This is a genomic window from Rhizobium ruizarguesonis (genome assembly GCF_017357285.1).
In the GTDB taxonomy this organism is placed as follows: domain Bacteria; phylum Pseudomonadota; class Alphaproteobacteria; order Rhizobiales; family Rhizobiaceae; genus Rhizobium; species Rhizobium ruizarguesonis.
This window is the reverse complement of sequence record NZ_CP071678.1, coordinates 1,411,571-1,433,625: the sequence shown is the minus strand read 5'-3', so window position 1 is coordinate 1,433,625 and position 22,055 is coordinate 1,411,571. Positions and strand designations below refer to the sequence as shown.

General features: G+C 59.6%; 27 protein-coding genes. 16 read left to right on the top strand and 11 right to left on the bottom strand.

Annotation, left to right across the window (positions count from 1 at the left end):
- Positions 1 to 57: 57 nt before the first annotated feature.
- On the bottom strand, positions 58 to 468 hold the full coding sequence (locus tag J3P73_RS07145; RefSeq protein ID WP_018068797.1) for a GFA family protein: 411 nt from the start codon (positions 466 to 468) through the stop codon (positions 58 to 60).
- A gap of 192 nt (positions 469 to 660) precedes the next feature.
- Positions 661 to 1,107, bottom strand: coding sequence for an RrF2 family transcriptional regulator (locus J3P73_RS07140; RefSeq protein ID WP_003546399.1), 447 nt, complete (start codon positions 1,105 to 1,107; stop codon positions 661 to 663).
- A gap of 420 nt (positions 1,108 to 1,527) precedes the next feature.
- On the opposite strand from J3P73_RS07140, the gene J3P73_RS07135 reads away from it, so the two are divergent.
- From J3P73_RS07135 to J3P73_RS07110, 6 genes are all read left to right on the top strand, one after another.
- Positions 1,528 to 2,286 carry a phosphoadenylyl-sulfate reductase gene (locus J3P73_RS07135; RefSeq protein WP_018068798.1) on the top strand — a complete coding sequence of 253 codons (759 nt, stop codon included), beginning with the start codon at positions 1,528 to 1,530 and terminating at the stop codon, positions 2,284 to 2,286.
- Positions 2,287 to 2,432: 146 nt separating this feature from the next.
- Positions 2,433 to 3,386 (top strand): sulfate adenylyltransferase subunit CysD, encoded by a 954-nt coding sequence (cysD, locus tag J3P73_RS07130; protein WP_003546395.1) that lies wholly within the window; start codon positions 2,433 to 2,435, stop codon positions 3,384 to 3,386.
- Position 3,387: 1 nt separating this feature from the next.
- On the top strand, positions 3,388 to 4,884 hold the full coding sequence (gene cysN, locus J3P73_RS07125) for a sulfate adenylyltransferase subunit CysN (RefSeq protein ID WP_018485203.1): 1,497 nt from the start codon (positions 3,388 to 3,390) through the stop codon (positions 4,882 to 4,884).
- Positions 4,885 to 5,187: 303 nt separating this feature from the next.
- Positions 5,188 to 5,829 (top strand): peroxiredoxin-like family protein, encoded by a 642-nt coding sequence (locus tag J3P73_RS07120; RefSeq protein ID WP_130771225.1) that lies wholly within the window; start codon positions 5,188 to 5,190, stop codon positions 5,827 to 5,829.
- Positions 5,830 to 6,232: 403 nt separating this feature from the next.
- Positions 6,233 to 6,643: a GFA family protein gene (locus J3P73_RS07115; protein WP_165418158.1), complete on the top strand. Its 411-nt coding sequence runs from the start codon at positions 6,233 to 6,235 to the stop codon at positions 6,641 to 6,643.
- A 121-nt stretch (positions 6,644 to 6,764) separates the two neighbouring features.
- Entirely contained in the window at positions 6,765 to 7,151 is a 387-nt protein-coding gene (locus J3P73_RS07110; protein ID WP_207579832.1) for a hypothetical protein, read from the top strand.
- On the opposite strand, the gene J3P73_RS07105 is transcribed toward J3P73_RS07110, so the two are convergent.
- The 4 genes from J3P73_RS07105 to J3P73_RS07090 all read right to left on the bottom strand — a co-directional run bounded on the left by J3P73_RS07105 (position 7,138) and on the right by J3P73_RS07090 (position 10,197).
- Positions 7,138 to 8,327 (bottom strand): IS3 family transposase gene (locus J3P73_RS07105; protein ID WP_130693083.1). Its coding sequence is split into 2 segments (ribosomal slippage): positions 7,138 to 8,078 and positions 8,078 to 8,327, totalling 1,191 coding nucleotides; the frame shifts between segments, so codons are not numbered across the junction. The genes J3P73_RS07110 and J3P73_RS07105 overlap by 14 nt on opposite strands.
- Before the next feature lie 309 nt (positions 8,328 to 8,636).
- A complete protein-coding gene (locus J3P73_RS07100) occupies positions 8,637 to 8,804 on the bottom strand; it encodes a hypothetical protein (RefSeq protein WP_165422319.1) in 168 nt (55 codons plus the stop codon).
- A gap of 52 nt (positions 8,805 to 8,856) precedes the next feature.
- The gene (locus J3P73_RS07095; protein WP_130771223.1) at positions 8,857 to 9,177 is read right to left on the bottom strand and encodes a hypothetical protein; all 321 of its coding nucleotides are present in this window, start codon (positions 9,175 to 9,177) and stop codon (positions 8,857 to 8,859) included.
- A gap of 108 nt (positions 9,178 to 9,285) precedes the next feature.
- Positions 9,286 to 10,197, bottom strand: a complete 912-nt coding sequence (locus J3P73_RS07090) for a LysR family transcriptional regulator (RefSeq protein WP_197729673.1) — start codon at positions 10,195 to 10,197, stop codon at positions 9,286 to 9,288.
- Positions 10,198 to 10,266: 69 nt separating this feature from the next.
- On the opposite strand from J3P73_RS07090, the gene J3P73_RS07085 reads away from it, so the two are divergent.
- Positions 10,267 to 11,241, top strand: coding sequence for a quinone oxidoreductase family protein (locus J3P73_RS07085; protein ID WP_130771221.1), 975 nt, complete (start codon positions 10,267 to 10,269; stop codon positions 11,239 to 11,241).
- Positions 11,242 to 11,537: 296 nt separating this feature from the next.
- Positions 11,538 to 12,491 (top strand): NmrA/HSCARG family protein, encoded by a 954-nt coding sequence (locus tag J3P73_RS07080; RefSeq protein ID WP_130771220.1) that lies wholly within the window; start codon positions 11,538 to 11,540, stop codon positions 12,489 to 12,491.
- 105 nt (positions 12,492 to 12,596) lie between these two features.
- On the opposite strand, the gene J3P73_RS07075 is transcribed toward J3P73_RS07080, so the two are convergent.
- Both J3P73_RS07075 and J3P73_RS07070 read right to left on the bottom strand, forming a co-directional pair.
- A complete protein-coding gene (locus J3P73_RS07075) occupies positions 12,597 to 13,517 on the bottom strand; it encodes a LysR family transcriptional regulator (protein ID WP_130771219.1) in 921 nt (306 codons plus the stop codon).
- A gap of 97 nt (positions 13,518 to 13,614) precedes the next feature.
- Positions 13,615 to 14,214 carry an NADPH-dependent F420 reductase gene (locus tag J3P73_RS07070; protein WP_207579831.1) on the bottom strand — a complete coding sequence of 200 codons (600 nt, stop codon included), beginning with the start codon at positions 14,212 to 14,214 and terminating at the stop codon, positions 13,615 to 13,617.
- 111 nt (positions 14,215 to 14,325) lie between these two features.
- Here J3P73_RS07070 and J3P73_RS07065 point away from each other — a divergent pair, with 111 nt between their 5' ends.
- Positions 14,326 to 15,255, top strand: a complete 930-nt coding sequence (locus J3P73_RS07065; protein WP_130664287.1) for a LysR family transcriptional regulator — start codon at positions 14,326 to 14,328, stop codon at positions 15,253 to 15,255.
- 53 nt (positions 15,256 to 15,308) lie between these two features.
- Here J3P73_RS07065 and J3P73_RS07060 read toward each other — a convergent pair whose 3' ends face one another.
- Positions 15,309 to 16,346, bottom strand: coding sequence for a LacI family DNA-binding transcriptional regulator (locus J3P73_RS07060; protein WP_024322729.1), 1,038 nt, complete (start codon positions 16,344 to 16,346; stop codon positions 15,309 to 15,311).
- Positions 16,347 to 16,896: 550 nt separating this feature from the next.
- Here J3P73_RS07060 and J3P73_RS07055 point away from each other — a divergent pair.
- Entirely contained in the window at positions 16,897 to 18,402 is a 1,506-nt protein-coding gene (locus J3P73_RS07055) for a DegQ family serine endoprotease (protein WP_207579830.1), read from the top strand.
- A 155-nt stretch (positions 18,403 to 18,557) separates the two neighbouring features.
- Here J3P73_RS07055 and J3P73_RS07050 read toward each other — a convergent pair whose 3' ends face one another.
- Both J3P73_RS07050 and J3P73_RS07045 read right to left on the bottom strand, forming a co-directional pair.
- The gene (locus J3P73_RS07050) at positions 18,558 to 18,932 is read right to left on the bottom strand and encodes a hypothetical protein (RefSeq protein WP_024322731.1); all 375 of its coding nucleotides are present in this window, start codon (positions 18,930 to 18,932) and stop codon (positions 18,558 to 18,560) included.
- 72 nt (positions 18,933 to 19,004) lie between these two features.
- On the bottom strand, positions 19,005 to 19,409 hold the full coding sequence (locus J3P73_RS07045; RefSeq protein WP_130687857.1) for a hypothetical protein: 405 nt from the start codon (positions 19,407 to 19,409) through the stop codon (positions 19,005 to 19,007).
- 191 nt (positions 19,410 to 19,600) lie between these two features.
- Here J3P73_RS07045 and J3P73_RS07040 point away from each other — a divergent pair, with 191 nt between their 5' ends.
- The 6 genes from J3P73_RS07040 (at position 19,601) to J3P73_RS07015 (ending at position 21,928) form a co-directional block, all read left to right on the top strand.
- A complete protein-coding gene (locus tag J3P73_RS07040; RefSeq protein ID WP_168252103.1) occupies positions 19,601 to 19,900 on the top strand; it encodes a hypothetical protein in 300 nt (99 codons plus the stop codon).
- Between the two features lie 140 nt (positions 19,901 to 20,040).
- A complete protein-coding gene (locus tag J3P73_RS07035) occupies positions 20,041 to 20,304 on the top strand; it encodes a DUF1488 family protein (protein WP_018068814.1) in 264 nt (87 codons plus the stop codon).
- Between the two features lie 70 nt (positions 20,305 to 20,374).
- Positions 20,375 to 20,737 carry a hypothetical protein gene (locus J3P73_RS07030; protein WP_027689702.1) on the top strand — a complete coding sequence of 121 codons (363 nt, stop codon included), beginning with the start codon at positions 20,375 to 20,377 and terminating at the stop codon, positions 20,735 to 20,737.
- Between the two features lie 71 nt (positions 20,738 to 20,808).
- Positions 20,809 to 20,955, top strand: a complete 147-nt coding sequence (locus tag J3P73_RS07025) for a hypothetical protein (protein WP_017959492.1) — start codon at positions 20,809 to 20,811, stop codon at positions 20,953 to 20,955.
- A gap of 85 nt (positions 20,956 to 21,040) precedes the next feature.
- Positions 21,041 to 21,484 carry a pyridoxamine 5'-phosphate oxidase family protein gene (locus J3P73_RS07020; RefSeq protein ID WP_026237102.1) on the top strand — a complete coding sequence of 148 codons (444 nt, stop codon included), beginning with the start codon at positions 21,041 to 21,043 and terminating at the stop codon, positions 21,482 to 21,484.
- 207 nt (positions 21,485 to 21,691) lie between these two features.
- A complete protein-coding gene (locus J3P73_RS07015) occupies positions 21,692 to 21,928 on the top strand; it encodes a hypothetical protein (protein WP_018496385.1) in 237 nt (78 codons plus the stop codon).
- Positions 21,929 to 22,055 lie beyond the last annotated feature (127 nt).

Sequence of the window (22,055 nt, the reverse complement as noted above, 5' to 3'; positions counted from 1 at the left end):
AGCGCGCGCCAAAAAGCGAACCTCTTCTACTCGGCCGCTTCGCCCCGGTCTCGCTTTTCAGCGTTTTGCCACACTGCTTTGATGGAAACGTTCGACGGCGGTATCCATCCGCACCCAGTCATGTTTCGACTGCTCGAAAATCGACAGGACGGGGGCGGGGTAATGGCGGTCCGCCAGCGCGCCGACGGCTACGCCGATCATCGCCGGCAGCTTGTCGGCCGTCCAACAGACCGATGAGCCGCAGTTCGGACAGAAATAAATGTGCACCTTTCCGCCGCTTGCCCCATCGCGCGTGAACTCTTTCCTCGCCCCGGAAATGCTGACGGCCTCGGCCGGATAAAAGGCGCCGACGCCGAATGGCGCGCCGGTCCTCCGCTGGCAGTCGAGGCAGTGACAGGCGACAACCAGTTTTGATTGTTCCGGGAGCGTGAGTGTGAGAGCGCCGCAAGCGCACCGGGCATCGGCCATTGGAAAACCCTCCGTTTTCTGACGTGGGATCAGGTTGAGACTTCAAACCGGGATGGCGATTACTTCTTGCGATCAAGCTCGTTCGACAGCAGACACCGCAGCGCCTATCCCGGCAATCTGGAATTCGGCGTTTTCACGGAAGCAGAGCCGCTCTAACCTTTTCCGATGGGCGGCCGGATCTGGAAGCTGACCTTACGCCAGCAGCCGGGTGACTTCGGCGCTGTGCTTTGGGGCGATGGCATCGGCGATGGTCGTCGAGAACAGCACCTTGCGGGTGGCGTCGGCCACCTTGGCGAAGACGTGGCGGATCTGGCAGTTCTGTTCGCCGTCGCAATCGTCGCATCTGCGGTAAGCAGTGATCGAGAGGCACGGCAGCGGCGCGATCGGGCCGTCGATGATGCGCAGGATCTCGCCGAAGGTAATCGTGTGGGCGGGCTTCAGCAGGAGATAACCGCCCTGCTTGCCGCGACGGCTGGCGACGACGCCGTGATGTTTCAGGTCGAGCAGGATCTGTTCGAGGAACTTCTTCGGGATCTTCTGCTGCGCCGCGATATCGGAAATCATCACCGGTTCGTCGGCATCGGCATCAGCCAAGACCGTCAGCGCTCGCAGCGCATATTTCGCCTTTTGCGTAATCATTTTTGACCATCGACACACACAGGCGGCGCGAATTTCCGCACCGCTACGGAAGTACTTTCACCTCTATGGCACAACCAGCATGAACGGAATTTGAACGCGCCGGAGAAAGCCTTGAGAGACAAGCGTTTTGGCCTTGTTTTTCGCCCTCGGCCAAGCACGCTTAATCTATGCCAAAACCGCGCCTTCTGCACCATTTTCGGCATCACTTCAGATTTCGGATTGACAGGCTGCGTGTAACTCTACTATTTCTATAGACATTCGAGCTGCCGATGTGGATTTTCATCCGCAGGCGGCTGCTTTTCTGCATCGCGGCAGCTTCGGAGAGATATTTGCTCCTCCGGCCGCAGCTTTCGAAATCCCTTTTTCTGTCCGATCCATGCGTGAACTGCGATACTCCGGTCAACAAAGGACAGGATTCTCATGACTGCTATCAATACGATTGCGGAAGAAGGGCCGATTGCGGAAGCCGAGGCGCTGAACGACAGACTGGCAGGCCTCGACCTTGCCGGACGTCTGTCGCTGGTCTCCGGCCTTGGCGGCCGCGTGGTGTTCACGACGTCACTCGGCATCGAGGACCAGGTGATCACCGCCGAGATCGGCACGCACCGCCTGCCGATCGATATCGCGACGCTGCAGACCGGCCGGTTGTTTGCCGAGACGCTGTCGCTGATCGACGAGACCGAAAGCCAGTACGACATCCATATCCATCGTTTCGAGCCCGAGAAGGCCGATATCGACGCCTATGCGGCGCAATACGGCCTCAACGGTTTCTACGAGAGCGTCGAAGCCCGCCATGCCTGTTGCGGCGTGCGCAAGCTGAAGCCGCTTGCCCGTGCCCTCGAAGGTGCTGCGATCTGGGTCACCGGCCTGCGCCGCGGCCAATCGGCTAACCGCGCCGAAACGCCCTTTGCCGAATACGACGCCGAACGCCACCTGCTGAAGGTCAATCCGCTCGCCGACTGGGACCTGGAGGCGATCAAGGCCTTCGTTTCGGCGAACGGCGTGCCGGTCAATCCGTTGCACGCCCGCGGTTATCCCTCGATCGGCTGCGAACCCTGCACCCGGGCGATCAAGCCCGGCGAGCCGGAACGCGCCGGCCGCTGGTGGTGGGAGCAGGACGAAACGCGCGAATGCGGCCTGCACGTCGCCGAAGAGGCCGCAGCGATCGCCGCACAGTAAATCACCCCACGGCTTTCCCAATCAGGGCGCGGCGACCGCCGCAGCCTTGGGAAAGTCAACATTCCCTGGGAAAGCCAACATTCCCGGGGAAAGCCAACATCAAGTTTTGCGGCGAGCCGTAAACGACCGATAGCCTGGAGTAACACATGCCCGATAGCCGTCCGGATACGGAACTCAGCAATCCGCAGAGCGCCAAGGCGCCGCTCGACCCGCATCTGAAAGCGCTGGAAAACGAATCCATCCACATCTTCCGCGAGGTTGCGGCCGAATTCGAGCGTCCTGTCATGCTCTATTCGATCGGCAAGGACTCCTCGGTGCTGCTGCACCTGGCGCGCAAGGCCTTCTATCCCGGCCGCGTGCCCTTCCCGCTGCTACATGTGAACACCGGCTGGAAATTCTCCGAGATGATCGCCTTCCGCGACGAGACCGCGAAGAAGTATGATCTCGATCTGATCGAGCACATCAATCCGCGCGGCAAAGCCGAAAACATCACGCCGTTTACGCATGGATCGGCCGCCTTCACCGACATCATGAAGACCGAGGGGCTCCGCCAGGCGCTTGATGCCGGCCAGTTCGACGCCGCTTTCGGCGGTGCGCGGCGTGATGAGGAAGCCAGCCGCGCCAAGGAGCGCATCTATTCCTTCCGCACACCCGATCATCGCTGGGATCCGCGCAACCAGCGGCCGGAACTCTGGAACATCTATAACGGCATGATCCGCAAGGGCGAGAGCGTGCGCGCCTTCCCGCTGTCGAACTGGACCGAAGTCGATATCTGGCGCTACATCCAGGCCGAGGACATTCCGCTGGTGCCGCTCTACTACGCCAAGAAGCGGCCTTTCGTGGAGCGCGACGGCATGATGATCCTGGCTGAGGATCCGCGCCTGGAACTGCTGCCCGGCGAAGTTCGCCAGGAAGGCATGATCCGCTTCCGCACCCTCGGCGACTTCCCGCTGACCGGCGCCATCCGCTCACAGGCCACCACCCTCGAAGAGGTGATTGCCGAACTCGAAATTGCAACGGTGTCCGAACGCCAGGGCCGCGCCATCGATCGCGACCAGTCCGGCTCCATGGAAAAGAAGAAGCGTGAAGGATATTTCTGAGATGACTGCAGCCCAAACCGCCGTCTCGGCCGCCACTGTCGTCAGCCTGCCCGCCGCCGAGCCGCTCAAGGCCCAGCGCGATACCAGGCCGCTGCGCCTGATTACCTGCGGCAGCGTCGATGACGGCAAGTCGACCTTGATCGGCCGCCTGCTCTGGGACACCAAGGCGGTCAAGGAAGACCAGGCCGCCACCCTGCAGCGCGATTCCACCGGCAAGCAGAACGATCTCGGCCTGCCCGACTTCGCATTGCTGCTCGACGGCCTGCAGGCCGAGCGCGAACAGGGCATCACCATCGATGTCGCCTATCGCTATTTCTCGACCGACAAGCGCTCCTTCATCGTCGCCGACACGCCCGGCCACGAGCAATATACCCGCAACATGGCGACCGGCGCCTCGACCGCCGATCTCGCCATCCTGCTGGTCGATGCGCGCTTCGGCATTCTCGAGCAGACGCGCCGTCACGCGACGATCGCCTCGCTGCTCGGCATCAAGCAGTTCGTGCTTGCGGTCAACAAGATCGACCTGACGGGCTACGACCGCGCCGGCTTTGACAAGATCAGCCATGATTTCCGGGAATTTGCCCTGTCGCTCGGCGTCAAGCAGATCACCGCCATTCCGATGTCGGCGCTGAAGGGCGAAAACGTCGTCTATTCCGGCCAGGCCGCCATGCCCTGGTACAGCGGCCCGACGCTGGTGGAGACGCTGGAGCTTGCCACCGTGCGCTCGTCGCAGACGGTCGGCTTCCGCCTTTCCGTCCAGCGCGTCTCGCGTCCCGGCGAAAGCTTCCGCGGTTATCAGGGCACGGTTGCCGGCGGCTCGGTCAAGCCGGGCGACAGCGTCATGATCCTGCCGTCGGGCATGGTCGCCAATGTCTCGAAGATCGTCACCTTCGATCTCGTCCGCAATGCCGCCGTTGCCGGCGACGCGATCACCCTGGTGCTCGACCGCCAGGTGGATGTGGCGCGCGGCGACATGATCGTCTCGATCGACGCCCAGCCGCAGGTCGGCCTGGCTTTCGACGCACAGATCGTTGCCTTGCAGCCTGAGGGCATCGAGCCCGGAAAACGCTACTGGCTGAAGAGCGGCAGCCGCCGCCAGCGCGTTCAGGTGCAGCCGCTCAGCCAGCTGGAACTGAAGACTGGCACCTGGAACGCCGCCCAGCGGCTCTACATGAACGCCATCGGCAAAGTCCGGCTCATCTTCGACGAAGCGGCGATCTTCGACCCCTATGAGCAGAACCGGCTTTCCGGCTCCTTCATCCTGATCGATCCGGAGACCAACAACACGGTTGCCGGCGGCATGGTGACCGGCAAGCGCAGCGAACTCGGCGGCCTGCACAATGGCGAAGCCCGCGTCATCCTCTCGCTTCCGGCCGATCTTGCCGAGCAGATCATGGCAAGCGAACTCTTCGCCAGCCGCAGCCACGAGGCCGAGGTGCGTCGCATGACGGCCGCCGAAGCGGCCGATCTCTGGTCGAGCGCTGCAAGCGATATCTAACAAGGGATAAGGGATAAGGGGCCAGCAAGACTGGCCCCCCTCACTGCAGCCGAATCTGCTGGCTGGCCGATTCCCTGTCGGCCTCTACGGCCGCTAAAAAAATCAGAGTTTGCAGAAAACCGACTTTTTCAATTCACGATTCGCTGTTTACCGCTTGCCCGCGGGCCAATGTGGGGCCATTCTTAGATCGGATCCTGGCGGTGCGGTAAAACGAGAGGTCAGGCCCTGCAACGCTCAATCTCGACCTCGACGCACTTAACGTGGCGCCTTTTCTCGACTGATCCCCGAGCGAGGAGGTTGTCCATGTCCACGCACTATGTCGACCATCCGCTACAACCGGGCGACCGGGTCCCGAACGTTGTGTTTGATGCGATCTCGCGCGAGGGGAAGATCGCACTTGATGATTTTCGTGGCCGCAGCCCGTTGTTGATCGGTTTGTTTCGAGGCCTGCATTGTCCGTTCTGCCGGCGCCATGTCGCGGCCATGGCATATCTCAACCCGATGCTGCGTGAGAAAGGCGTCCAATCCCTGGCGGTGGTAAACACCCCGGTCGAACGCGCGCGGCTCTATTTCCGTTACCATCCGATACCCGATCTTCTTGCTGCATCCGACCCGGGACGGGCTTCGCACCAAGCCTTCGGCTTGGGCGAGGTCGGGATCGACACGGTCATGGCGATACGGATCGATCTTCCGGGCGAGTTGCCCGAGCCCATGGGCGTGATGGCAATGGACGAATTTCTCAACGAGAAGGAAGGATATCAAATTACGGAAGCCGATCAGCAGATGATGACTGCCGACCACGGGCAGCTTGTCGGTCAGTTCCTAATCGACCGGGAGGGCATCGTACGCTGGAGCTTCACTGAAGTTCTTGAGGCTGGGCTCCAGACATTCAAGGCACCGAATTCCGAAGAATTGATGTCGGTCGCTTCCCAAGTCGTGCATTGACAACGAAAAACTCGCTCGACGACCCACCGCCCGAGTGGTGCTCGGTGGGTTGAAGCATCGTTCGAGATGCTCATGGGTTCGCTGTTTACCGCTTGCTTGCTGGCGACTGCACTCCGCCCTTGGCCATAGATCGCCAGTGGAATTTGAAATCCAGCTTGCCGCAAAGAACCGATCAGAACATGAGACCGTGCGATGAGGTGTCCGCATCTGCTTGCTGCCTGAAGCCGTCAGATGGCTACCTTTAGACTTACGCATTTCTGCGATCTACATTCGAGTTTCTGTGAGCTTGAAATTATATCAGATCTCAGCCCCTTCGCATCGCCCATCCTAGCCATTTGCGGTTCGGGCCTGCGCTTCACCCCCCATTCAACGTAATTTCACCGTGCAAGCGGGAGGAGTTTCCATGGCCAATGCCCAATGCGCCTGCGGCGCTCTGAGACTGATGCTCAGCGAGCCACCACAATTGACAGCTCTCTGCCACTGTTTGGCCTGCCAGCGCAGAACGGGTTCGCCGTTCAGCGCAAATGCTTTCTACTCGATGGGCTGTGTCGAAATATCTGGAACGTCCACAGAATTCATTCGCACTGCCGAGAGCGGTCGCAAGGTCCGAATGCATTTTTGCCCGACGTGCGGCTCGACCGTCTATTGGAAGGCCGATGTTGCGCCGTCCTGGATCGGGGTGGCGGTAGGCTCCCTTGCCGACCCGGCCTTCGCGTCGCCTGCCATGTCAGTCTTCGAACAATCGAAACATCATTGGGTGCAGCTTGACGAAACGGTAGAACACTTTCAAAGCCTTCCAATCCTTCAAGAATGAATCGACGCCGGAAGGCCGGTAGCGCACCGAACTTCGGCTTTTGGCCTGAAGCGAACGTCGAACAAGACCTACGAGATCCGGGAGATCGTCTACTCCTTCGACAGCAGCCTGTGGAGCGCCTATGAGTATTAAGATCCAGATCGCGAGGGCGCAGCTCGGGACAGCCCTCGACCTGTTCATCCGGGACAGGGATCCCTATTCGGTCCACTCACTCGCCTGTGGTGGCAGTGAGATCGTTGAGGGCTTGGCAAAGGAAGCCGACCTCCCCTCGATTTCGACGCATATCCTGCAGACGATCCCCGACATCGATCAACGGAAGCTCAAGCGTCTTAGGAATCAGCACTGGAACGCCTTCAAGCATTTCTACGAGCAAGACGGCAAAACTGTCCGCGATGACGAAGCCCTAATGGCTGACTTCGCCGACGAAGCCAATGATGCCGTCCTCTTCGGCGGATGGCTCGACTATCTTCTGGTCATGACCTTGCCCCCAAGTTCTATCCAGTTTTGAGTTCGCTCCAGCGGTTTTTGGTTGCTGTTGTTGGTTCGGTAGCGGCGGGTTGCGGTGCGGAGCCATTTCGGCTGCGCAGCACCGCATCACGTCGCGGGTTGAGTGTCTGAGCGAATTCGGCCGGTGTCAGCCAGCCAAGGCCTGAATGCGGGCGTTGATCGTTGTAATCGCTACGCCAGTTTGAAAGCGCGGACCGGGCGTGAGCAAGCGACGAGAACAGAGTTTCATTCAAGAACTCGTCTCGCAGCCGCCCGTTGAAGCTTTCGATAAAAGCGTTCTGGATAGGCTTGCCAGGCGCAATGTAATGCCAGTCAACTTTGGTCCGGTCCGCCCATTGCAGGATCGCGTTGCTGGTGAACTCGCTGCCGTTGTCGCTGACGATCATCCTCGGCTTGCCGCGCTCCTCGATAATCCGGTCAAGCTCCCGTGCGACGCGAAGACCGGAAAGCGATGTATCGGCGACGAGCGCCAGGCACTCCCTCGTGCAATCATCGACGACGGTCAGAATCCGCAACCTGCGCCCATCGGTGAACTGATCCGACACGAAGTCTAGCGACCAACGATCATTGGCCACCATCGGCACCAGCATCGGCGCTCGCGTGCCTATCGCTCGCTTGCGACCGCCGCGCTTGCGCACCGTCAGTTTCTCCTCCCGATAGAGCCGGAAGAGCCTCTTGTGGTTCACGAGGTGACCCTCCCGCCGGAGCAGCACATGAATGCGTCGATATCCGAAGCGGCGACGTTCATGCGCCAACGCCTTCATTCGCTCGCGAAGCTCATGATCATCGTCGCGCCTGGTCTCGTAACGGACCGTCATTCGGCAAAAACCAATGGCTTTACACGCCCGCCGTTCGCTCATCTCATGATGGCTCATCAGATGCGCGACAGCTTTCCGCTTGGCCGCGGGCGTCACCACTTCTTTCCCAAAAGGTCTTTCAAGGCAGCATTGTCGAGCATCGCATCCGCCAGAAGCCGCTTCAGCTTCGTGTTCTCGTCCTCAAGCGTCTTCAGCCGCTTGGCCTCGGACACCTCCATGCCGCCGAACTTGGCCTTCCATTTATAGATGCTGGCATCGCTGACGCCATGCTTGCGGCAAAGCTCCGAGACCGGCGTGCCTGCCTCGTGCTCCTTCAATATGCCGATGATCTGTTCGTCTGTGAAACGATTGCGCTTCATCCTCTGGTCCTCTCAATGGGCCAGAGCTTACTTCAAAATGGATTATTTCAACGGGGCAAGGTCAGTCACCAAGCGGTTGCCAGTTGAAGCCCAGGTGTTTCAGGTGTGGTGGTACGCGACGAATCCGAAAAGCATGAACCCCGATGTCGATCCCTCGCCATGGCAATCTCTCTTTCCGAAGATCGATACGCAGTCTCGGGAGGAGCAGAAACGTCGTCTTAGGCGTGCGGTCGAGAGATGGCGGAATAGCAAAGGAATCCTCCGGGATCCTCGCACGGAGCTGGAACCTCTGTCTCCGAAGGCCTGACTTCAATCTGGCATCTCGGTATGGACATGCTTGAACGCTTCTATGAAAGCCCCCTGCAGATGCTTCGGTGGGATAGATAGGAAGGCGCAGGCGATCGCGGCGAAGGCTTCTATCGCATCCATCGGAGTGGTGAAATTCGTCTCGCTTCGTGCGATTCCAAGGATCTGCATGATCGAGTTGATCTCCTGGAACTCGACCGCATGGTTCAGTTGGTGACCGAATTTATTCCGTACCTTGTTGAGCTGGATGATCCCTGGGTCGCACGAAGGATGCGCTGGACTTGCCTGCAGGAAGCATCTTAGCCTTCTGCGCAAAGGTCAGCCGCAGTTCGTCGAAGTCCTCGATACCGAAGAACTCAGTGAGGTAGCTGTTCATAAAATTCTCGACGACCAAGTGCGACCGCAGCACACGGCCAATTGCATCGTGGTCCGTTGAAGCTAACTGGAGGAAGCGAGCGTTGTGCCGATGGAAGTCATCTTCGATCTCTTCCCAGTGAGGCTTCAACACAGCCATCGCTTTATCAATGCCCTCGATCTCGCGCATCTCATTCCTCCTTCTACTCACTTCTGGATCAGGTTAAATGGCTGATCGCCGATCGTCCCGCCAGGAATCGGGCGACTTTATGCTCGCTAACTGGAGCTTCGAGGATTGTCATGTCCGCTTCGAGTTCACTGCTTCCCCGCCAACTGAGCGCACTACTTCCCCCAGTGCGTTTTTCAGCGCATCGACGACGACGCGGACGGAGGGGACGTCTTTGATATCCGAATGGACAACCAGCCAAACCTCTCTTGTCAAAGGCTGTTCGGTCTTGATGCGCTGGAGACCGCTGGACTCCGGGACGGCGAAATCGGGGAGCATGACGACACCGGCGCCAAGGCGTGCGGTTGCGGCCTGAAACTCCAGAACGGACGACCGCACGGCGATCGGCCGGCTGGCGGCCAGTTCGATCAGCCGCAACTGCTGCGGTGAGGCGTTCATGGTTTCGTCGTAACCGATGAAGGTCCAATCCGACGGGGAAACCGTTTCGAGATAGGTCTTTGATGCGTAGAGATGGAAGCTTGTCTCGCCGAGCTTGGCAATGGCGTAGTCGCCGTCCTCGGGACGCGACATTCGCACGGCGATATCGGCCTCTCGTCGGTTCAGCGACGCGAGGCGTTTTTCTCCGACCAGCGTGATCTCAACACCCGGATGGTCTCGCCTGACGGCGGCGATCGGCTTTGCGAGCAGCACGCTTGAGAGAGCGGGTGGCGCGCTGATCCTCACATGGCCACGCAATTCCGTGGCGCTGCTGCGGCCAAGCTGCTCGATTGCCGCAGTCTGCGCGGCGACAAGAGCTGCGTGCCTGGCAACCTGCTCTCCGTCCGAGGTCAACATGATGCGCCGTCCGCGGCGGTCGATCAGCTTACGTCCCAGACTGGCTTCAAGCGACGAAACGCGCCGGCTGATCGTCGCATGTTCGACGCCGAGCTGCTTTGCGGCACCAAGCAACGTTCCCGACTGCGCGAGCGCCAGGAAATGCCGAAGGTCGTCCCAGTCGATCTTTGTGAATTCTCTCCCAATCATTGTGAAACAATAGGGAATTTTCACACATCACACCATCGGCTAATTTGTGCCCATGAAGGAGCACGAGCGATGACCGACCAAATCATATGGCTGAACGCCCCCGGTGACGTCACCCAGTTCCATGTCGAGGAGCATCACCATTCTGAACCTCCCTGTCATGGCGAGATAAAGATCCGTCATCAGGCGATCGGAACCAACTTTCTCGACGTCTATCACCGAAAGGGCCTCTATCCCATGCCGTCCTACCCCTCGGTGATCGGTGCCGAGGCGGCGGGCATCGTCGAAGACGTCGGTCCTGGCGTCTCCCTGTTCCAAAAGGGTGACCGCGTTGCCTATGCCGGGCCGCCGGTTGGCGCCTATCGCTCCACGAGGAACATTGCCGCCGAAAGGGCGATCAAGCTTCCGGATGCCGTTACAGCGAAAACGGCAGCGAGTTCGCTGCTCAAAGGCATGACCGCCTACATGCTGCTGAAGAAGACCTATGATGTGCGTGCAGGAACTCAGGTTCTGATCCATGCGGCCGCGGGCGGGCTTGGAAGCATCCTCGTTCGTTGGGCCAGATCGCTCGATGCCACCGTGATCGGGACGGTCGGCTCCTCCGAAAAGGCCGCACTCGCCGCATCTTATGGAGCCGATCACCTTATCGTTGGACGAGAGGCCGATATCGTCGGGGACGTGAAGCGGCTGACGAACGGGCTTGGTGTCGACGTCGCCTATGACGGGATCGGCGGCGACTCGCTTCTCAAAAGCATACGCTCTGTCCGACCATTCGGCATGGCAGTCACCATCGGTCAGGCCGCCGGTGCTATTCCACCGGTGCCCGTCGAGGAACTTCGCCCCGGCAAGGCACTCTGCCATCCGAGCATCATGGCCTGGTGCGCTGACATCGGACAGTATCGCGAGGCTGCTCTGGCTGCCGTCGGGGCGATGAAAACAGGGATCGTTTCGCAGATCGGTGCCGAATATCGTTTGGCCGATGTTGCCAAGGCGCACGAAGAGATGGAATCCGGACGCTCGGCGGGCAGTATTCTGCTGATACCCTGATTGCTCAGCGAAACAGCGCCGGCAGAGACCATGGTTCGGCGCTTTCCGATCGTCCCGGCGCGGGTTTCGACGTTCTGATCCGGGATGTCGAACCGATTTGTACCGCGCCTGACTGGGAGCCATTTATCCATAAAATGGCATTATGTTATGTATTTCAGATATCTACAGCCATAGAACCTGTTGAGATAGGGTGCCTGCCATCGAGGTGGGCTCTCGGCACAGGCCGACCGTCCTCCCCGCAAAATGACGCCTGGCACCGCAGTCGGCGTCAATGACAGGGAAAGGTTTGAAGCTCTATGTCTGCACATGAAAAGCCACTGATCGCGATTGCCGGTGCAACGAGCAAACAGGGGCGCAGCGTCGCCGCGGCACTCCTTGAGAGCCAACGTTTCCGGGTGCGTGCTTTCACCCGGAAGAAGGATTCACCTGAAGCCTTACGTCTGGAGGAACGCGGCGCTGAAATCGTAGCCGTCCCGCTCGAGCTTGGCCGTCAAAAGGACCTCGTTGCCGCCTTCAAAGGCGCTGATGGCGCATTTCTGATGACGCCGCCGATCGCCCCGCCGGAAACCATCGAGGCTCCTCTCGGCCGACAACTGGCGGATGCCGCCGTTGAGGCCGGCGTCGGGCATATTGTTTTCAGCACGCTTGAGAATGTCGACGAGATCACCAGGGGCAAGAAGTATGCGCCGCATTTTACCGACAAGGCGCGCGTAGCAGACTATATTCGCGGCCTGCCGATCTCCCATTCCTTCGTCATGCTGGCATTCTTCTACACGAATCTGCTCGAATATTATGTGCCGCGCATGGAGGGCGATACGCTCCTCCTGCCGGTTTATCTTCCTGAAGATTTTCGAGCACCTTTTGTCGATCCGCTGACGGCGACCGGGCCAGTCGTGCTTGAAATTTTCTCAAACCCCGAGCGTTACAACGGCAAAACGCTGCCGATCGTTGGCGACATCATTTCTCCGCGCGAAATGGTCGAAACCTTTCAGCGCGTGACCGGGCGCAAGGCCGCTTATCGAAACGCTTTCACCCGGGATGGCCTGCTGCACTATTTTCCAGAGTTTGCCGCCAACGAACTTCTCGTTCGAGAGATTCTGGGGATGGTCGAATATGCTGTCGACTATGGCTATTTCGGCAAGGAGCACGATCTTGAATGGAGCCGTCGCCTGAACCCCGACACGCTCAACTGGGAGCAGTATCTGCGGACGACGGGGTGGCGTGGCGATAAGCGGTCTTTCGGACTCTAAAGCGCGTCCCGATCTTTCAGATTCGCTTGTCGCGTTTTAGCTCTTTGTTTTTCCGCATGTCGTTAGCGCAAAACCGCTGCACACTTTTGCGCGACATACTTTAAATCATGACGACCGGATTCCCGGCAATTTGGAAATCTCGGCGACAAGAAAGTCGACCAGAAGCCGAACGCGGGCAATGGCGGCACGCTCCGGAACGATCAGCAAGCTCACCGGAACCGGTAAAGGACGATAGTCGCCAAGCACGACCTCGAGCTGGCCGTCGTCCAGAAGATCGTGGACCAACCAGAGGTGTGCGGGGCCAATGCCGCGTCCGGCGGCAAAGGCTTCGCGCGCCGCAAGCCCGTGATCGACGCGCAACTTGCCACTGACGGGGATCATCAGGCTTGTGCCATCGGGAGAGGAAAGAACGAGCTGATCGCTGCCGGCCACATTGGACATCACGACGGTTTCGTAGCGTGACAGATCGGCTGGGCGCTGGGGCCGTCCGTGGACGGACAAATAGGTCGGTGCGCCCACCAGCAGCCGATGGCTTTCGCCGAGCGCATGCAGTTTCATCGCGCTGTCGGCGAGAGGCCCAAGACGGAGTGCCACGTCGACGCCTTCGCGAACCAGATCGATACGCTCGTCCGTCAGGTTGAGGTCGACCCGGATGTCCGGATGCTTGTCCTGGAAATCAAAGATCAGGCGCGTGATGTGCATCACGCCGAGCGCTGCCGTACAAGAAAGCCGAACAGCGCCCGCCGGGGCCTGACGGGCATCTCTTGCTTCTTCAGCAGCCTGTTCGACCAGGCGCAATATCTGAAGGCAGTTCGTATAATAGCGGCTGCCCTCGTCGGTCAGGGTGACGCGTCGCGTGGTTCGGCTGAGAAGCGGTACGCCGACCGCCTGCTCCAGTTCATTGAGGTGCCGGGTTACTGTGGATTGACCGATACCCAACTCTCTTGCGACCATCGACAGGTTGCCGCGTTCGGCGACGCGAACAAAGGTGCGCATTCTGTCGAGAGACAGTCCCGCATTATCCATTTTTCAGCACAGTGATCGTCATTCCCTCGGTATAGGGAATAATCCGGGCTGTGCCTAGTTCGAGCAGATCGGCCGGATTGATCCGGCCGGTCGCTGTTCATCCGAATTTGACAAGGTTGAGGACAGGCAACGGCCCGCCGGGGAATTGCGCGAGCTTGCCGCCGATCGAAATCGGCCCGAGATCGATGCCGGCAAAGCCCAGTCTGGAGATCAGCGCCCCCACCTCGGCCTTCGATTGGGCATCGTCGCCGGAATAGAAGAGCACGCGGCTGCCGCCCTCGGCGCGGGGATCGACTGAAACCAGATGCGCCAGAAGATGGTTGAATGCCTTCACGACGCGAGCGCCGGGCACCAGGCTCGCGAAGACTTCCGTTGACAGGCGGCCATTCAGCTCGGCCGGCTTGAACAGCGGTCCTTCGATCGGATTGTTGGCGTCGATCACCACGCGGTCCGCCCAGTCGGGAAGACCCGTCAATGCCTTGGGAAGCTTTGACCAAGGAACGGCGACAAGGACGAGGTCGGCTTTCGCCGCCTGTTCGATCGTCCCCGCCGTAATGTGCGGCGACAGCTCCTCGGTCAGTTCCTGTAATGTGTCGGGGCCGCGACTGTTTGAGATCGTGGCAGCGATGCCGTTGCGGGCAAGGGCCCGGGCGAAGGCGGAGCCGATCTTGCCGGCGCCAATGATACCGATGGTCATTGCGATAACTCCATTGTTTGGTTTCGATGGAGCGAATATCGCCTCGTTATTCCCCTGTGATTAGACAGAATTGCCTGTTATCAATTTCAAGCATTCATTGAAAGTCATGGTATGGAGACGCTTGCAAACCTGGAATCCTTCGTACGCAGCGCCGAGCTTGGGAGCTTCTCCTCGGCGGCACGGCGGCTCGGCCTGACGCCGGCGGCGGTCAGCCGCAATGTCGCAGCACTTGAAGGCAACCTGAAGCTCAGGCTGTTTCAACGAAGCACCCGAAGTCTGACGCTCACGGAAGCAGGCGAGCGTTTTCTGCACGCAATCCGTGACCATCTGGACAGCCTGCAGGGAGCGATCTCGGAGGCATCGAACGAACAGTCCGAACCATCCGGCGTGCTGAAACTCAGCATGAGCCCGACACTCGGCATCGGCTACATCCTTCCGCTATTGCCGGAGTTCATGCAGCGATATCCGATGATCCGGCCGGAATGGATGTTCGAAAACAGACAGGTCGATCTGATCGCCGAGGGCTATGATGCGGCGATCGGCGGAGGGTTCGAATTGACGCCCGGCATCATCGCCAGGGCATTGGCGCCCGCTCATATTATCCCCGTGGCATCACCGGGATATATGGGCGATCGGGTTCGGCCTCATGATCCGTCCGGCTTGCGCGAACTCGACGGTATCGTCATGCGCTCGATGCGGACCGGTCGAATTCACCAGCGGCAGATGTGCAATCTTGCTGGAGATGAGCAGCCTGCGGCCTTGAAAGAGACGATCATCGTCAACGATCCCGCGGCAATGCGATCCGCCGCGCTGCTCGGCCTCGGTGTCGCGATGATCGCCAAGGCGGATGCTCTTGGTTATCTGGAGAGCGGCGAGCTGATCCGATTGATCCCGGCATGGTATGCCGATGCAGGCCCGATTTCGATCTATTATGCAAACCGCACCCTGCTGCCCTCCAAGACAAGGGTGTTCATCGACTTCCTGACGGAGGTTTTTCAACGTGAGCGGTGGCCGGAACGATTTGCAGGAACACTGGGCTGATCTCGGCAGACACAAAGCTGGCAGATCGTACCAGATTGCCGCGTCAAGCCGCGCTAGCGCGTCGAGCCGCGCGGGATGATGGAGAAGCCGCAATCGACCTTGTCTTCGCCGGGTGGTTCGTCGCGGACGGCGCGCAGCAGCATGTCGGCGACGCGGTAGCCGATTTCGTAGCGTGGAATCTGCACCGTCGTCAGCGTCGGCTGGGTGAAGGCTGAAAATTCCAGATCGTTGAAGCCGCAGATGCCGACATCCTCCGGCACGCGGATGCCGCGCGCGGTGCATTCGATGAGGACGCCGAGCGCTAGATCGTCGCTTTGGGCAAAGACGGCATCGATATCCGGCACGCGCTGCAACAGGCGGGCAAACAATTCCCTGCCGAGGCCGGTGCTGCTTCCCTCATTTCCGCCAATGGCGAGATCGGGATCGAAACGGCCGGCTTCCCGCATCGCGGCCTGATAGCCTTCCTTCCGGCGGCGCGAGCGAATATCCGTTCCGCGGCCGATGAAGCCGATCCTCTCATAGCCCCTCGACAACAGGAAACGGGTGGGTTCGGCGCCTGCCGCATGATGATCAAGGCCGACGACCAGCCTTGCCGGCTCCTGGCTGAGATCGGTGATATGGGCGATCGGACAGGTGGCATTCTCGATCAGCGGCAGGAGATCACGATAGGATTCGGCGCCGGCGATGATGACGCCGGCCGGCTTCTGCGTCAGGAAGGATCTGAGCTCGCCCGCCTCGCCGTCGGCATGATGGAGCGTACTGGAATATTGCACGCGGAATTCGGTGGCGCGCAAGCAATCCTCGATGCCGATCATCAGGCCGGCGAAGCCGTGCTGGTGCAAAGCGGGCGTGATGACGCCGATGATGCCGTTATGGAGGCCGGCGAGCGCCCGGGCGGCAAGATTGGGGATGTACCCCATCTCGTCTACAGTGCGCAGGATGGTCTGACGGAGATCCTCCGAGACGATTTCTGGATTGCGAAGCGCGCGCGAAATCGTGATGGGGCTGACCCCCACCTTCTTCGCCACATCGCTCAACTTCACATGCGCGCCGCGCCTGGCTTTCCGCCCCCGCTCCACTGCTGCCCTCATCCCCCCCTATACGTCGCCCGCGAGACTCGCTTGCCCTCGAATCGCGGCCTTTACTTTTTGAAGAAGAAATAATTTAGAGTCTACTAACATTTTATATTCGCAACAGAATCCGGAATACAATTCCAGAAAGAGCAACAGGATCGTCTGCCGGCAAATTACGGACGCATGCGGCGATCGGATCACCGCCTCCAGGAATAAGTCCATTTATTGTCGAATAAAAACATCGCGGCGGCGGCCAAGCGAGGCAAAATCAAGCCGGAATTTTTGAGAAGCTCAAACGCTGCGTGAGCGAAGATTAAATTCCAGTCATATCTTACAAATCGGCAATATAAACATGATCAAACTTTAATTTGTAAATCCGCTTGGTGGGATCATATGAATTCCGAGCGCCAATTCTTCTCTCCCCCCGGTCGCCGCCCCTCGACGACTGCGCATTTCCAGGAGGAATTGGCGCCAAACGCCATCCGACGCCAGGTCCCAAGACATGGAACCACGACGCCATCCAAAGCCAACGCTCTCGCAAGGGACCACCTTCCAAGGGATCACCACCATGTCACACATCCTCCGCAACCATCGCACCGCAGCCCTTGTCGGGGCCGCCATCATCGCCGGCGCGGCATGCCTGCCCTTCGCCATCAACGCCTCCAGCGCCTTTGCCGCGCCTTCGGATGCCGGCGGCGCTCTTGCCCCCAGCGGCTCCTTCGCGTCCATCGTCGATGCCGACAAACCTGCCGTCGTCACCATCACCACGACAATGAAGGCGACCGATGTCAGCGCCGGAGAGCAGGAGTCGCCAATGGACGAACAGTTCCGCCAGTTCTTCGAGGATCAGGGCATCCCGCTGCCGCACCAGGCGCCGAAAAACCGGCCGTCGCAGCAGGCAATGGCGCTCGGCTCCGGCTTCATCATCAGTACTGACGGGGTGATCGTCACCAACAACCATGTCATCGACAATGCCGTCGACATCAAGGTGACGCTGGATGACGGCACCGAACTGCCGGCCAAGCTGATCGGCACCGATCCGAAATCCGATGTCGCCGTGTTGAAGATAGAGGCGGGCAAGCCGCTGCAGACCATTGGCTGGGGCGATTCCGACAGGCTGAAGCTTGGCGACCAGATCCTGGCGATCGGCAACCCCTTCGGCATCGGCACCACTGTCACGGCCGGTATCGTCTCGGCGCGCGGCCGCGACCTGCACAGCGGACCCTATGATGATTTCATCCAGATCGACGCGCCGATCAACCACGGCAATTCCGGCGGCCCGCTTGTCGATCGCAGCGGCAATGTCGTCGGCATCAACACCGCCATCTATTCGCCGAACGGCGGCAGCGTCGGCGTCGGTTTCGCCATTCCCTCCGATGAGGCCAAGGCGATCGTCGCCAAGCTGCAGAAGGACGGCTCGATCGATCACGGCTATCTCGGCGTGCAGATCCAGCCGGTCACTAAGGATGTCGCCGATGCGGTCGGCCTCGACAAGACCGGCGGCGCGCTGGTCGCCGCCGTCACCGACGATACGCCGGCCGCCCATGCCGGCCTGAAGCCCGGCGATATCATCACATCGGTCGGCAGCGAGAGCGTCAAGACGCCGAAGGACCTGTCGCGCCTGGTCGCCGATCTTTCGCCGGGCGCCAAAAAATCACTCAGCGTCTGGCGCGACGGCAAGACCATCGATCTCAACGTCACCGTCGGCACCAATGAGGAAGGGCAGAAGCAGGCCGCGGCTGAAAGCCCCGACGCCCAAGACCAGAGCACCGGCCAGCCGAGCCTCGGCATCGGCCTTGCCGATCTGACGCCCGATGTGCGCCAGCAGCTCAACCTGCCGCGCTCGGTCAGCGGCGCGGTTGTCGCCAAGGTCAACCCGGACAGGTCGGCGGCTGCCGCCGGCATCCAGTCGGGCGATGTCATCGTCTCGGTGAACGACAGACCGGTCCACAATGCCCGCGACGTCAAGACCGCAATCGCCGATGCCGGCAAGGCCGGCCGCAAGTCGGTGCTGCTGCTCGTCGAACGCGACGGCAACAAGACGTTCGTCGCCGTGCCGTTTGGGGCAGCCTGACGGCCGCCCGAGTTTTACTGCAAACAGGAAAAGCCTGCTTGAGGCGGGCTTTTCGACGGACCGGAGCGGAAAAGCCTTGGAGCCAAGCACCGCTCAGTCGGCGGGAAATCCATAGGGCGCCGTCCGCTCCTCTATTTGCTGCTCATATTTCCTGCTCAGGGAGATTTCAGCTTCGTCCTCTTTGAGCGCATGCGGAATCTGCCCCTTTGGCCGTTTGCTTCCTGCTGTTTTACCGCATCGGATTGGCTGCGTTGCGCAGCCTCCAATTGCTGCCGCGTCGGGAGATCATGGTCGTAGGTAGAAGCGCTGAATGCAGTCGCATTATCGAACGGACCTTTGTGTGGACGCGCCAGACCATAGGCTTGGTTGTCAGTGCTATCGATCCCCTGCTCCGCTGACGATGACCGCGCTTGACGCGCCTGCGCTATGAGATCGTCTGCAGTCGGGCTTAAGGTTGCGATTTTTCGCACGAAGGCGATGATTTTGCTTTTCCTGGCCCTGTCCTTTTGATCGGCGTGAATCCCAGACATGTCTTCTTCCTTGCTCGTCATGTCATCGCAACGATCGATCGAGGGGTGCCGGCGACATCGCAGCAGGCCCGTTCACGGGATCTCGGACAGTCGTTCAGGCAGCCTGGTTTTGGGAAAGCGGTAAGCTGGCGGCCGCAGCGATGCGTCCGCACGCCCAGACGCCGTATAGTGCGCGATCCGATAGGCTTTCACCGGGGCGCCGCCGTCATCCTGCCACCTGGCAAAGGAGGCGTCTTCCATTGCCTGCGGAAGCGGGCCTGAACTCAACTGTGTCGCGAGATACATTTTCAGCGACGACCTCAACGCGGCTTCATCGACGACGCCCATCTGGAAACAACTAATGAGGAAACTTGTGGCGGTGATCTCACCATCATCGGCCGCGTGGGTTTCGCCGCCGCGAAAGCCGGCCTTTCGCAGGATACGATCGAGCATCCTCAAATTGTCGACACCGAAAAACTGATCTGATGTGGAAGACATGGCGTCCTCCTTCGTTGGGGCTAGGGTTGATTGGCGTCAGGGTTTACTGCCGCGCCCCAAGCAGCGGTGCCCGTATCGTGCCCGCCGATGAATCAGCTTGCGCTCATTACCACCTCACCGCAACCTCATTCGGCGGCGGCCATTGATAATGGCGTGGCGGAACCCATTTTAGTGACAGGAGGATTCGCATCATGCAGTTCAACGATGAAGCGACCCTCACGAAGCCGTCGGCACTGCCGGTGGAAAGGCGTGCACTGGTCGATCACCTGAGAGAGGCGATCGCGCGCCTGACACACGGGCTGGCAGCCGCCGGATTGCTGGAATTCGTGCCGCCTCTGCTGGAGATCAACAAAGTTCTCCGCGATATGACGGACGAAATTTCCCGTGCGGATTCGCTCTATTCCGATGAGGTTATCACGGGTACGATGCGCTTGATCAAGACATCGGAAGCTTTGCTTGAAAACCGGGTCATCGTGCAGACCATCCATTGAGATCTGCCGACGCTCGGACATGCAGGCAGGCTGGTGGCCAACCATCTGGCATCAAGCTGCTCGCTCCCTCGTGCATCCATCATCATCACCGGTGCCCGAGTTCCGCAGGTCGGCCGCGCCCACTTCCAAGGATAACCGCAATGACACTTATTTTCCCCAACAGAAGCCGCAGCTTCGACGAAGCGCGAAAAGGTGTCCGCTTCACCGGCTATGACGGCATGTTCGAGGTCAGGTTTCTGGTCGAAGAAGCAGCGCTCGGCAGCGCGGTCACCCACAATTCTTCCGAGGCCGCATACCTCAATGCCTTTGATGCGGCGCGTTCTTCCATTCAGGAGGCCGCATCGAGAGCCTATCAGCATCGACGCGGAAACAACTTCACGCTCACGGCCGCAGATTTTCGCTGATCGCGGGGAAGCGCCGAACGAAACGGCCGTCATCCTGCTACTGCCGGATGAGACAGGGGGAGCAAAGCATATGGTTTCCACACGATACCGCCCGAAAGACCTGAAGCTGGCGCGTCGCCATATCGTGAAGGCGGCGCATCGCGTTGCCGATCAGGAAATGCTGATCAGGAAACTATTGCGCAAAGGCAGACCCTCCGGATCGGCCTATGCGCTGCTCAGCAGGCTCTACGACGATCAACGGCAGAAGCTCGATCGGCTGAAACTGATCGAAGCGATGGTTGAGGTAGAAGGGCAATTGTGTATGGAAGTGCCCCGCAATCCCGGCACCTCCGCGCCGCCCTTTGCGATCGTGCACAGCAGCGGGATCTCACTGCCGGACCGGCAATCCGCCACGCCTTGCAGCGCAGATGATTGGCGCCCATATCTGGTGTAGTGGCAGTTTGTGAACGGGCGCTGCTTCCCGGGATAATCAGAGTTACCCGGCCCCAACCAAAGGAGGGCATCATGTCTTCCACGGTAAACATCCATTCGTGGAAACGCCTCGCCCAGCATATCGGCAGGTTCCGGTACATCGACTTTCTGGTGAAATCGACACCAGCAATCTGTCTGGCCTTTATCGTCTATATCATTCTCAACGATGTCTTCTGGTAGGCGCTGGAAGACTGTTGCGGCGAGCCAAGACGCTCTGCTGCCTATCGAATGAAGGGCTGAAACGCTGACGGAATTGGATAACGTGATGCAACTGCGAGAAATGGGTGAACAAGACTGCCTCGCCTTTCTGGCAGGCCACACCCGTGGCCACCTGGCATGTCTCGGCGACAAATATCCCTATATCGTTCCCATTCAGTATGCCTATGAAAAGGACCGGCTTTTCATATTTTCCATGCCGGGCCTGAAGATTGATCTATTGCGGGCCCATTCACCCGCCTGTGTTCAGGTTGAAGAATTCGGCGAAAACCGAACGTGGAAGAGCGTGCTTGTTCAAGGCACCTATGATGAGCTGACCGATACGCCGGCCCGGCATGACGAACGCCTCCACGCCTGGTCTCTCCTGCAAAAGCAACCGTTTTGGTGGGAACCCGGATCGCTTGCTCTAAACTCGGAAAGCGAAGACAACCCTGCTCCCTCCATATTCTTCGGCATTTCGATTGACGTGGTATCGGGAAGGCAAGTGGTTTAAGGTGCCGCCTTCAGACCTGCCGCGCCTCCACCATCGATTCTCGGCGCGGCTTTGCTGCACGATATATGGAACTCCAGACAGACACGGCTAAGCGCTGTCCGATACCAGCCTTCCCATAGGGGCGCGGATTGCTTGATGCATCTTACCAACGCGGCTTGCTGAACCAGCATCGCGTTCAATGCCACACGACCACCCACAGGGAAAACGATGACAGACGCACCCGAGACTGAAGCCCTTTTCAACATCACCGGACACTATGTGCAGGAATTGAAGACCGTTCTCGAAAGCGAGAAGATCATCGAAGGCGCCGACTACGAAAACAGCGCCTTCGACGAAAAACGACGGAACGAAGGACTTCACCTGCTGCGCTTCCACAAGACCGGGATCGCAGCGCAGGCGACGCAGATCTGGGAAAAACACAAGACGGCCCGAGCGCATCGATAAAACGGCACGAAGCCAGTTGTTCGACCGATGCCGGTTTGAGAGTGACGGTTCTCCGATCCTCGTTCCGGAGAAAATAGGCGCTGACATGACCTGATGTCCGGCGCCACATTGCCTTGAAAGGAAAAAT

Excerpts from the sequence above, each read along its gene's own strand:
- J3P73_RS07145 (WP_018068797.1), bottom strand. The coding sequence starts at position 468 with ATGGCCGATGCCCGGTGCGCTTGCGGCGCTCTCACACTCACGCTCCCG.
- J3P73_RS07140 (WP_003546399.1), bottom strand. The coding sequence starts at position 1,107 with ATGATTACGCAAAAGGCGAAATATGCGCTGCGAGCGCTGACGGTCTTG.
- J3P73_RS07135 (WP_018068798.1), top strand. The coding sequence starts at position 1,528 with ATGACTGCTATCAATACGATTGCGGAAGAAGGGCCGATTGCGGAAGCC.
- cysD (WP_003546395.1), top strand. The coding sequence starts at position 2,433 with ATGCCCGATAGCCGTCCGGATACGGAACTCAGCAATCCGCAGAGCGCC.
- cysN (WP_018485203.1), top strand. The coding sequence starts at position 3,388 with ATGACTGCAGCCCAAACCGCCGTCTCGGCCGCCACTGTCGTCAGCCTG.
- J3P73_RS07120 (WP_130771225.1), top strand. The coding sequence starts at position 5,188 with ATGTCCACGCACTATGTCGACCATCCGCTACAACCGGGCGACCGGGTC.
- J3P73_RS07115 (WP_165418158.1), top strand. The coding sequence starts at position 6,233 with ATGGCCAATGCCCAATGCGCCTGCGGCGCTCTGAGACTGATGCTCAGC.
- J3P73_RS07110 (WP_207579832.1), top strand. The coding sequence starts at position 6,765 with ATGAGTATTAAGATCCAGATCGCGAGGGCGCAGCTCGGGACAGCCCTC.
- J3P73_RS07100 (WP_165422319.1), bottom strand. The coding sequence starts at position 8,804 with ATGCAGATCCTTGGAATCGCACGAAGCGAGACGAATTTCACCACTCCG.
- J3P73_RS07095 (WP_130771223.1), bottom strand. The coding sequence starts at position 9,177 with ATGCGCGAGATCGAGGGCATTGATAAAGCGATGGCTGTGTTGAAGCCT.
- J3P73_RS07090 (WP_197729673.1), bottom strand. The coding sequence starts at position 10,197 with ATGATTGGGAGAGAATTCACAAAGATCGACTGGGACGACCTTCGGCAT.
- J3P73_RS07085 (WP_130771221.1), top strand. The coding sequence starts at position 10,267 with ATGACCGACCAAATCATATGGCTGAACGCCCCCGGTGACGTCACCCAG.
- J3P73_RS07080 (WP_130771220.1), top strand. The coding sequence starts at position 11,538 with ATGTCTGCACATGAAAAGCCACTGATCGCGATTGCCGGTGCAACGAGC.
- J3P73_RS07075 (WP_130771219.1), bottom strand. The coding sequence starts at position 13,517 with ATGGATAATGCGGGACTGTCTCTCGACAGAATGCGCACCTTTGTTCGC.
- J3P73_RS07070 (WP_207579831.1), bottom strand. The coding sequence starts at position 14,214 with ATGACCATCGGTATCATTGGCGCCGGCAAGATCGGCTCCGCCTTCGCC.
- J3P73_RS07065 (WP_130664287.1), top strand. The coding sequence starts at position 14,326 with ATGGAGACGCTTGCAAACCTGGAATCCTTCGTACGCAGCGCCGAGCTT.
- J3P73_RS07060 (WP_024322729.1), bottom strand. The coding sequence starts at position 16,346 with ATGAGGGCAGCAGTGGAGCGGGGGCGGAAAGCCAGGCGCGGCGCGCAT.
- J3P73_RS07055 (WP_207579830.1), top strand. The coding sequence starts at position 16,897 with ATGTCACACATCCTCCGCAACCATCGCACCGCAGCCCTTGTCGGGGCC.
- J3P73_RS07050 (WP_024322731.1), bottom strand. The coding sequence starts at position 18,932 with ATGTCTGGGATTCACGCCGATCAAAAGGACAGGGCCAGGAAAAGCAAA.
- J3P73_RS07045 (WP_130687857.1), bottom strand. The coding sequence starts at position 19,409 with ATGTCTTCCACATCAGATCAGTTTTTCGGTGTCGACAATTTGAGGATG.
- J3P73_RS07040 (WP_168252103.1), top strand. The coding sequence starts at position 19,601 with ATGCAGTTCAACGATGAAGCGACCCTCACGAAGCCGTCGGCACTGCCG.
- J3P73_RS07035 (WP_018068814.1), top strand. The coding sequence starts at position 20,041 with ATGACACTTATTTTCCCCAACAGAAGCCGCAGCTTCGACGAAGCGCGA.
- J3P73_RS07030 (WP_027689702.1), top strand. The coding sequence starts at position 20,375 with ATGGTTTCCACACGATACCGCCCGAAAGACCTGAAGCTGGCGCGTCGC.
- J3P73_RS07025 (WP_017959492.1), top strand. The coding sequence starts at position 20,809 with ATGTCTTCCACGGTAAACATCCATTCGTGGAAACGCCTCGCCCAGCAT.
- J3P73_RS07020 (WP_026237102.1), top strand. The coding sequence starts at position 21,041 with ATGCAACTGCGAGAAATGGGTGAACAAGACTGCCTCGCCTTTCTGGCA.
- J3P73_RS07015 (WP_018496385.1), top strand. The coding sequence starts at position 21,692 with ATGACAGACGCACCCGAGACTGAAGCCCTTTTCAACATCACCGGACAC.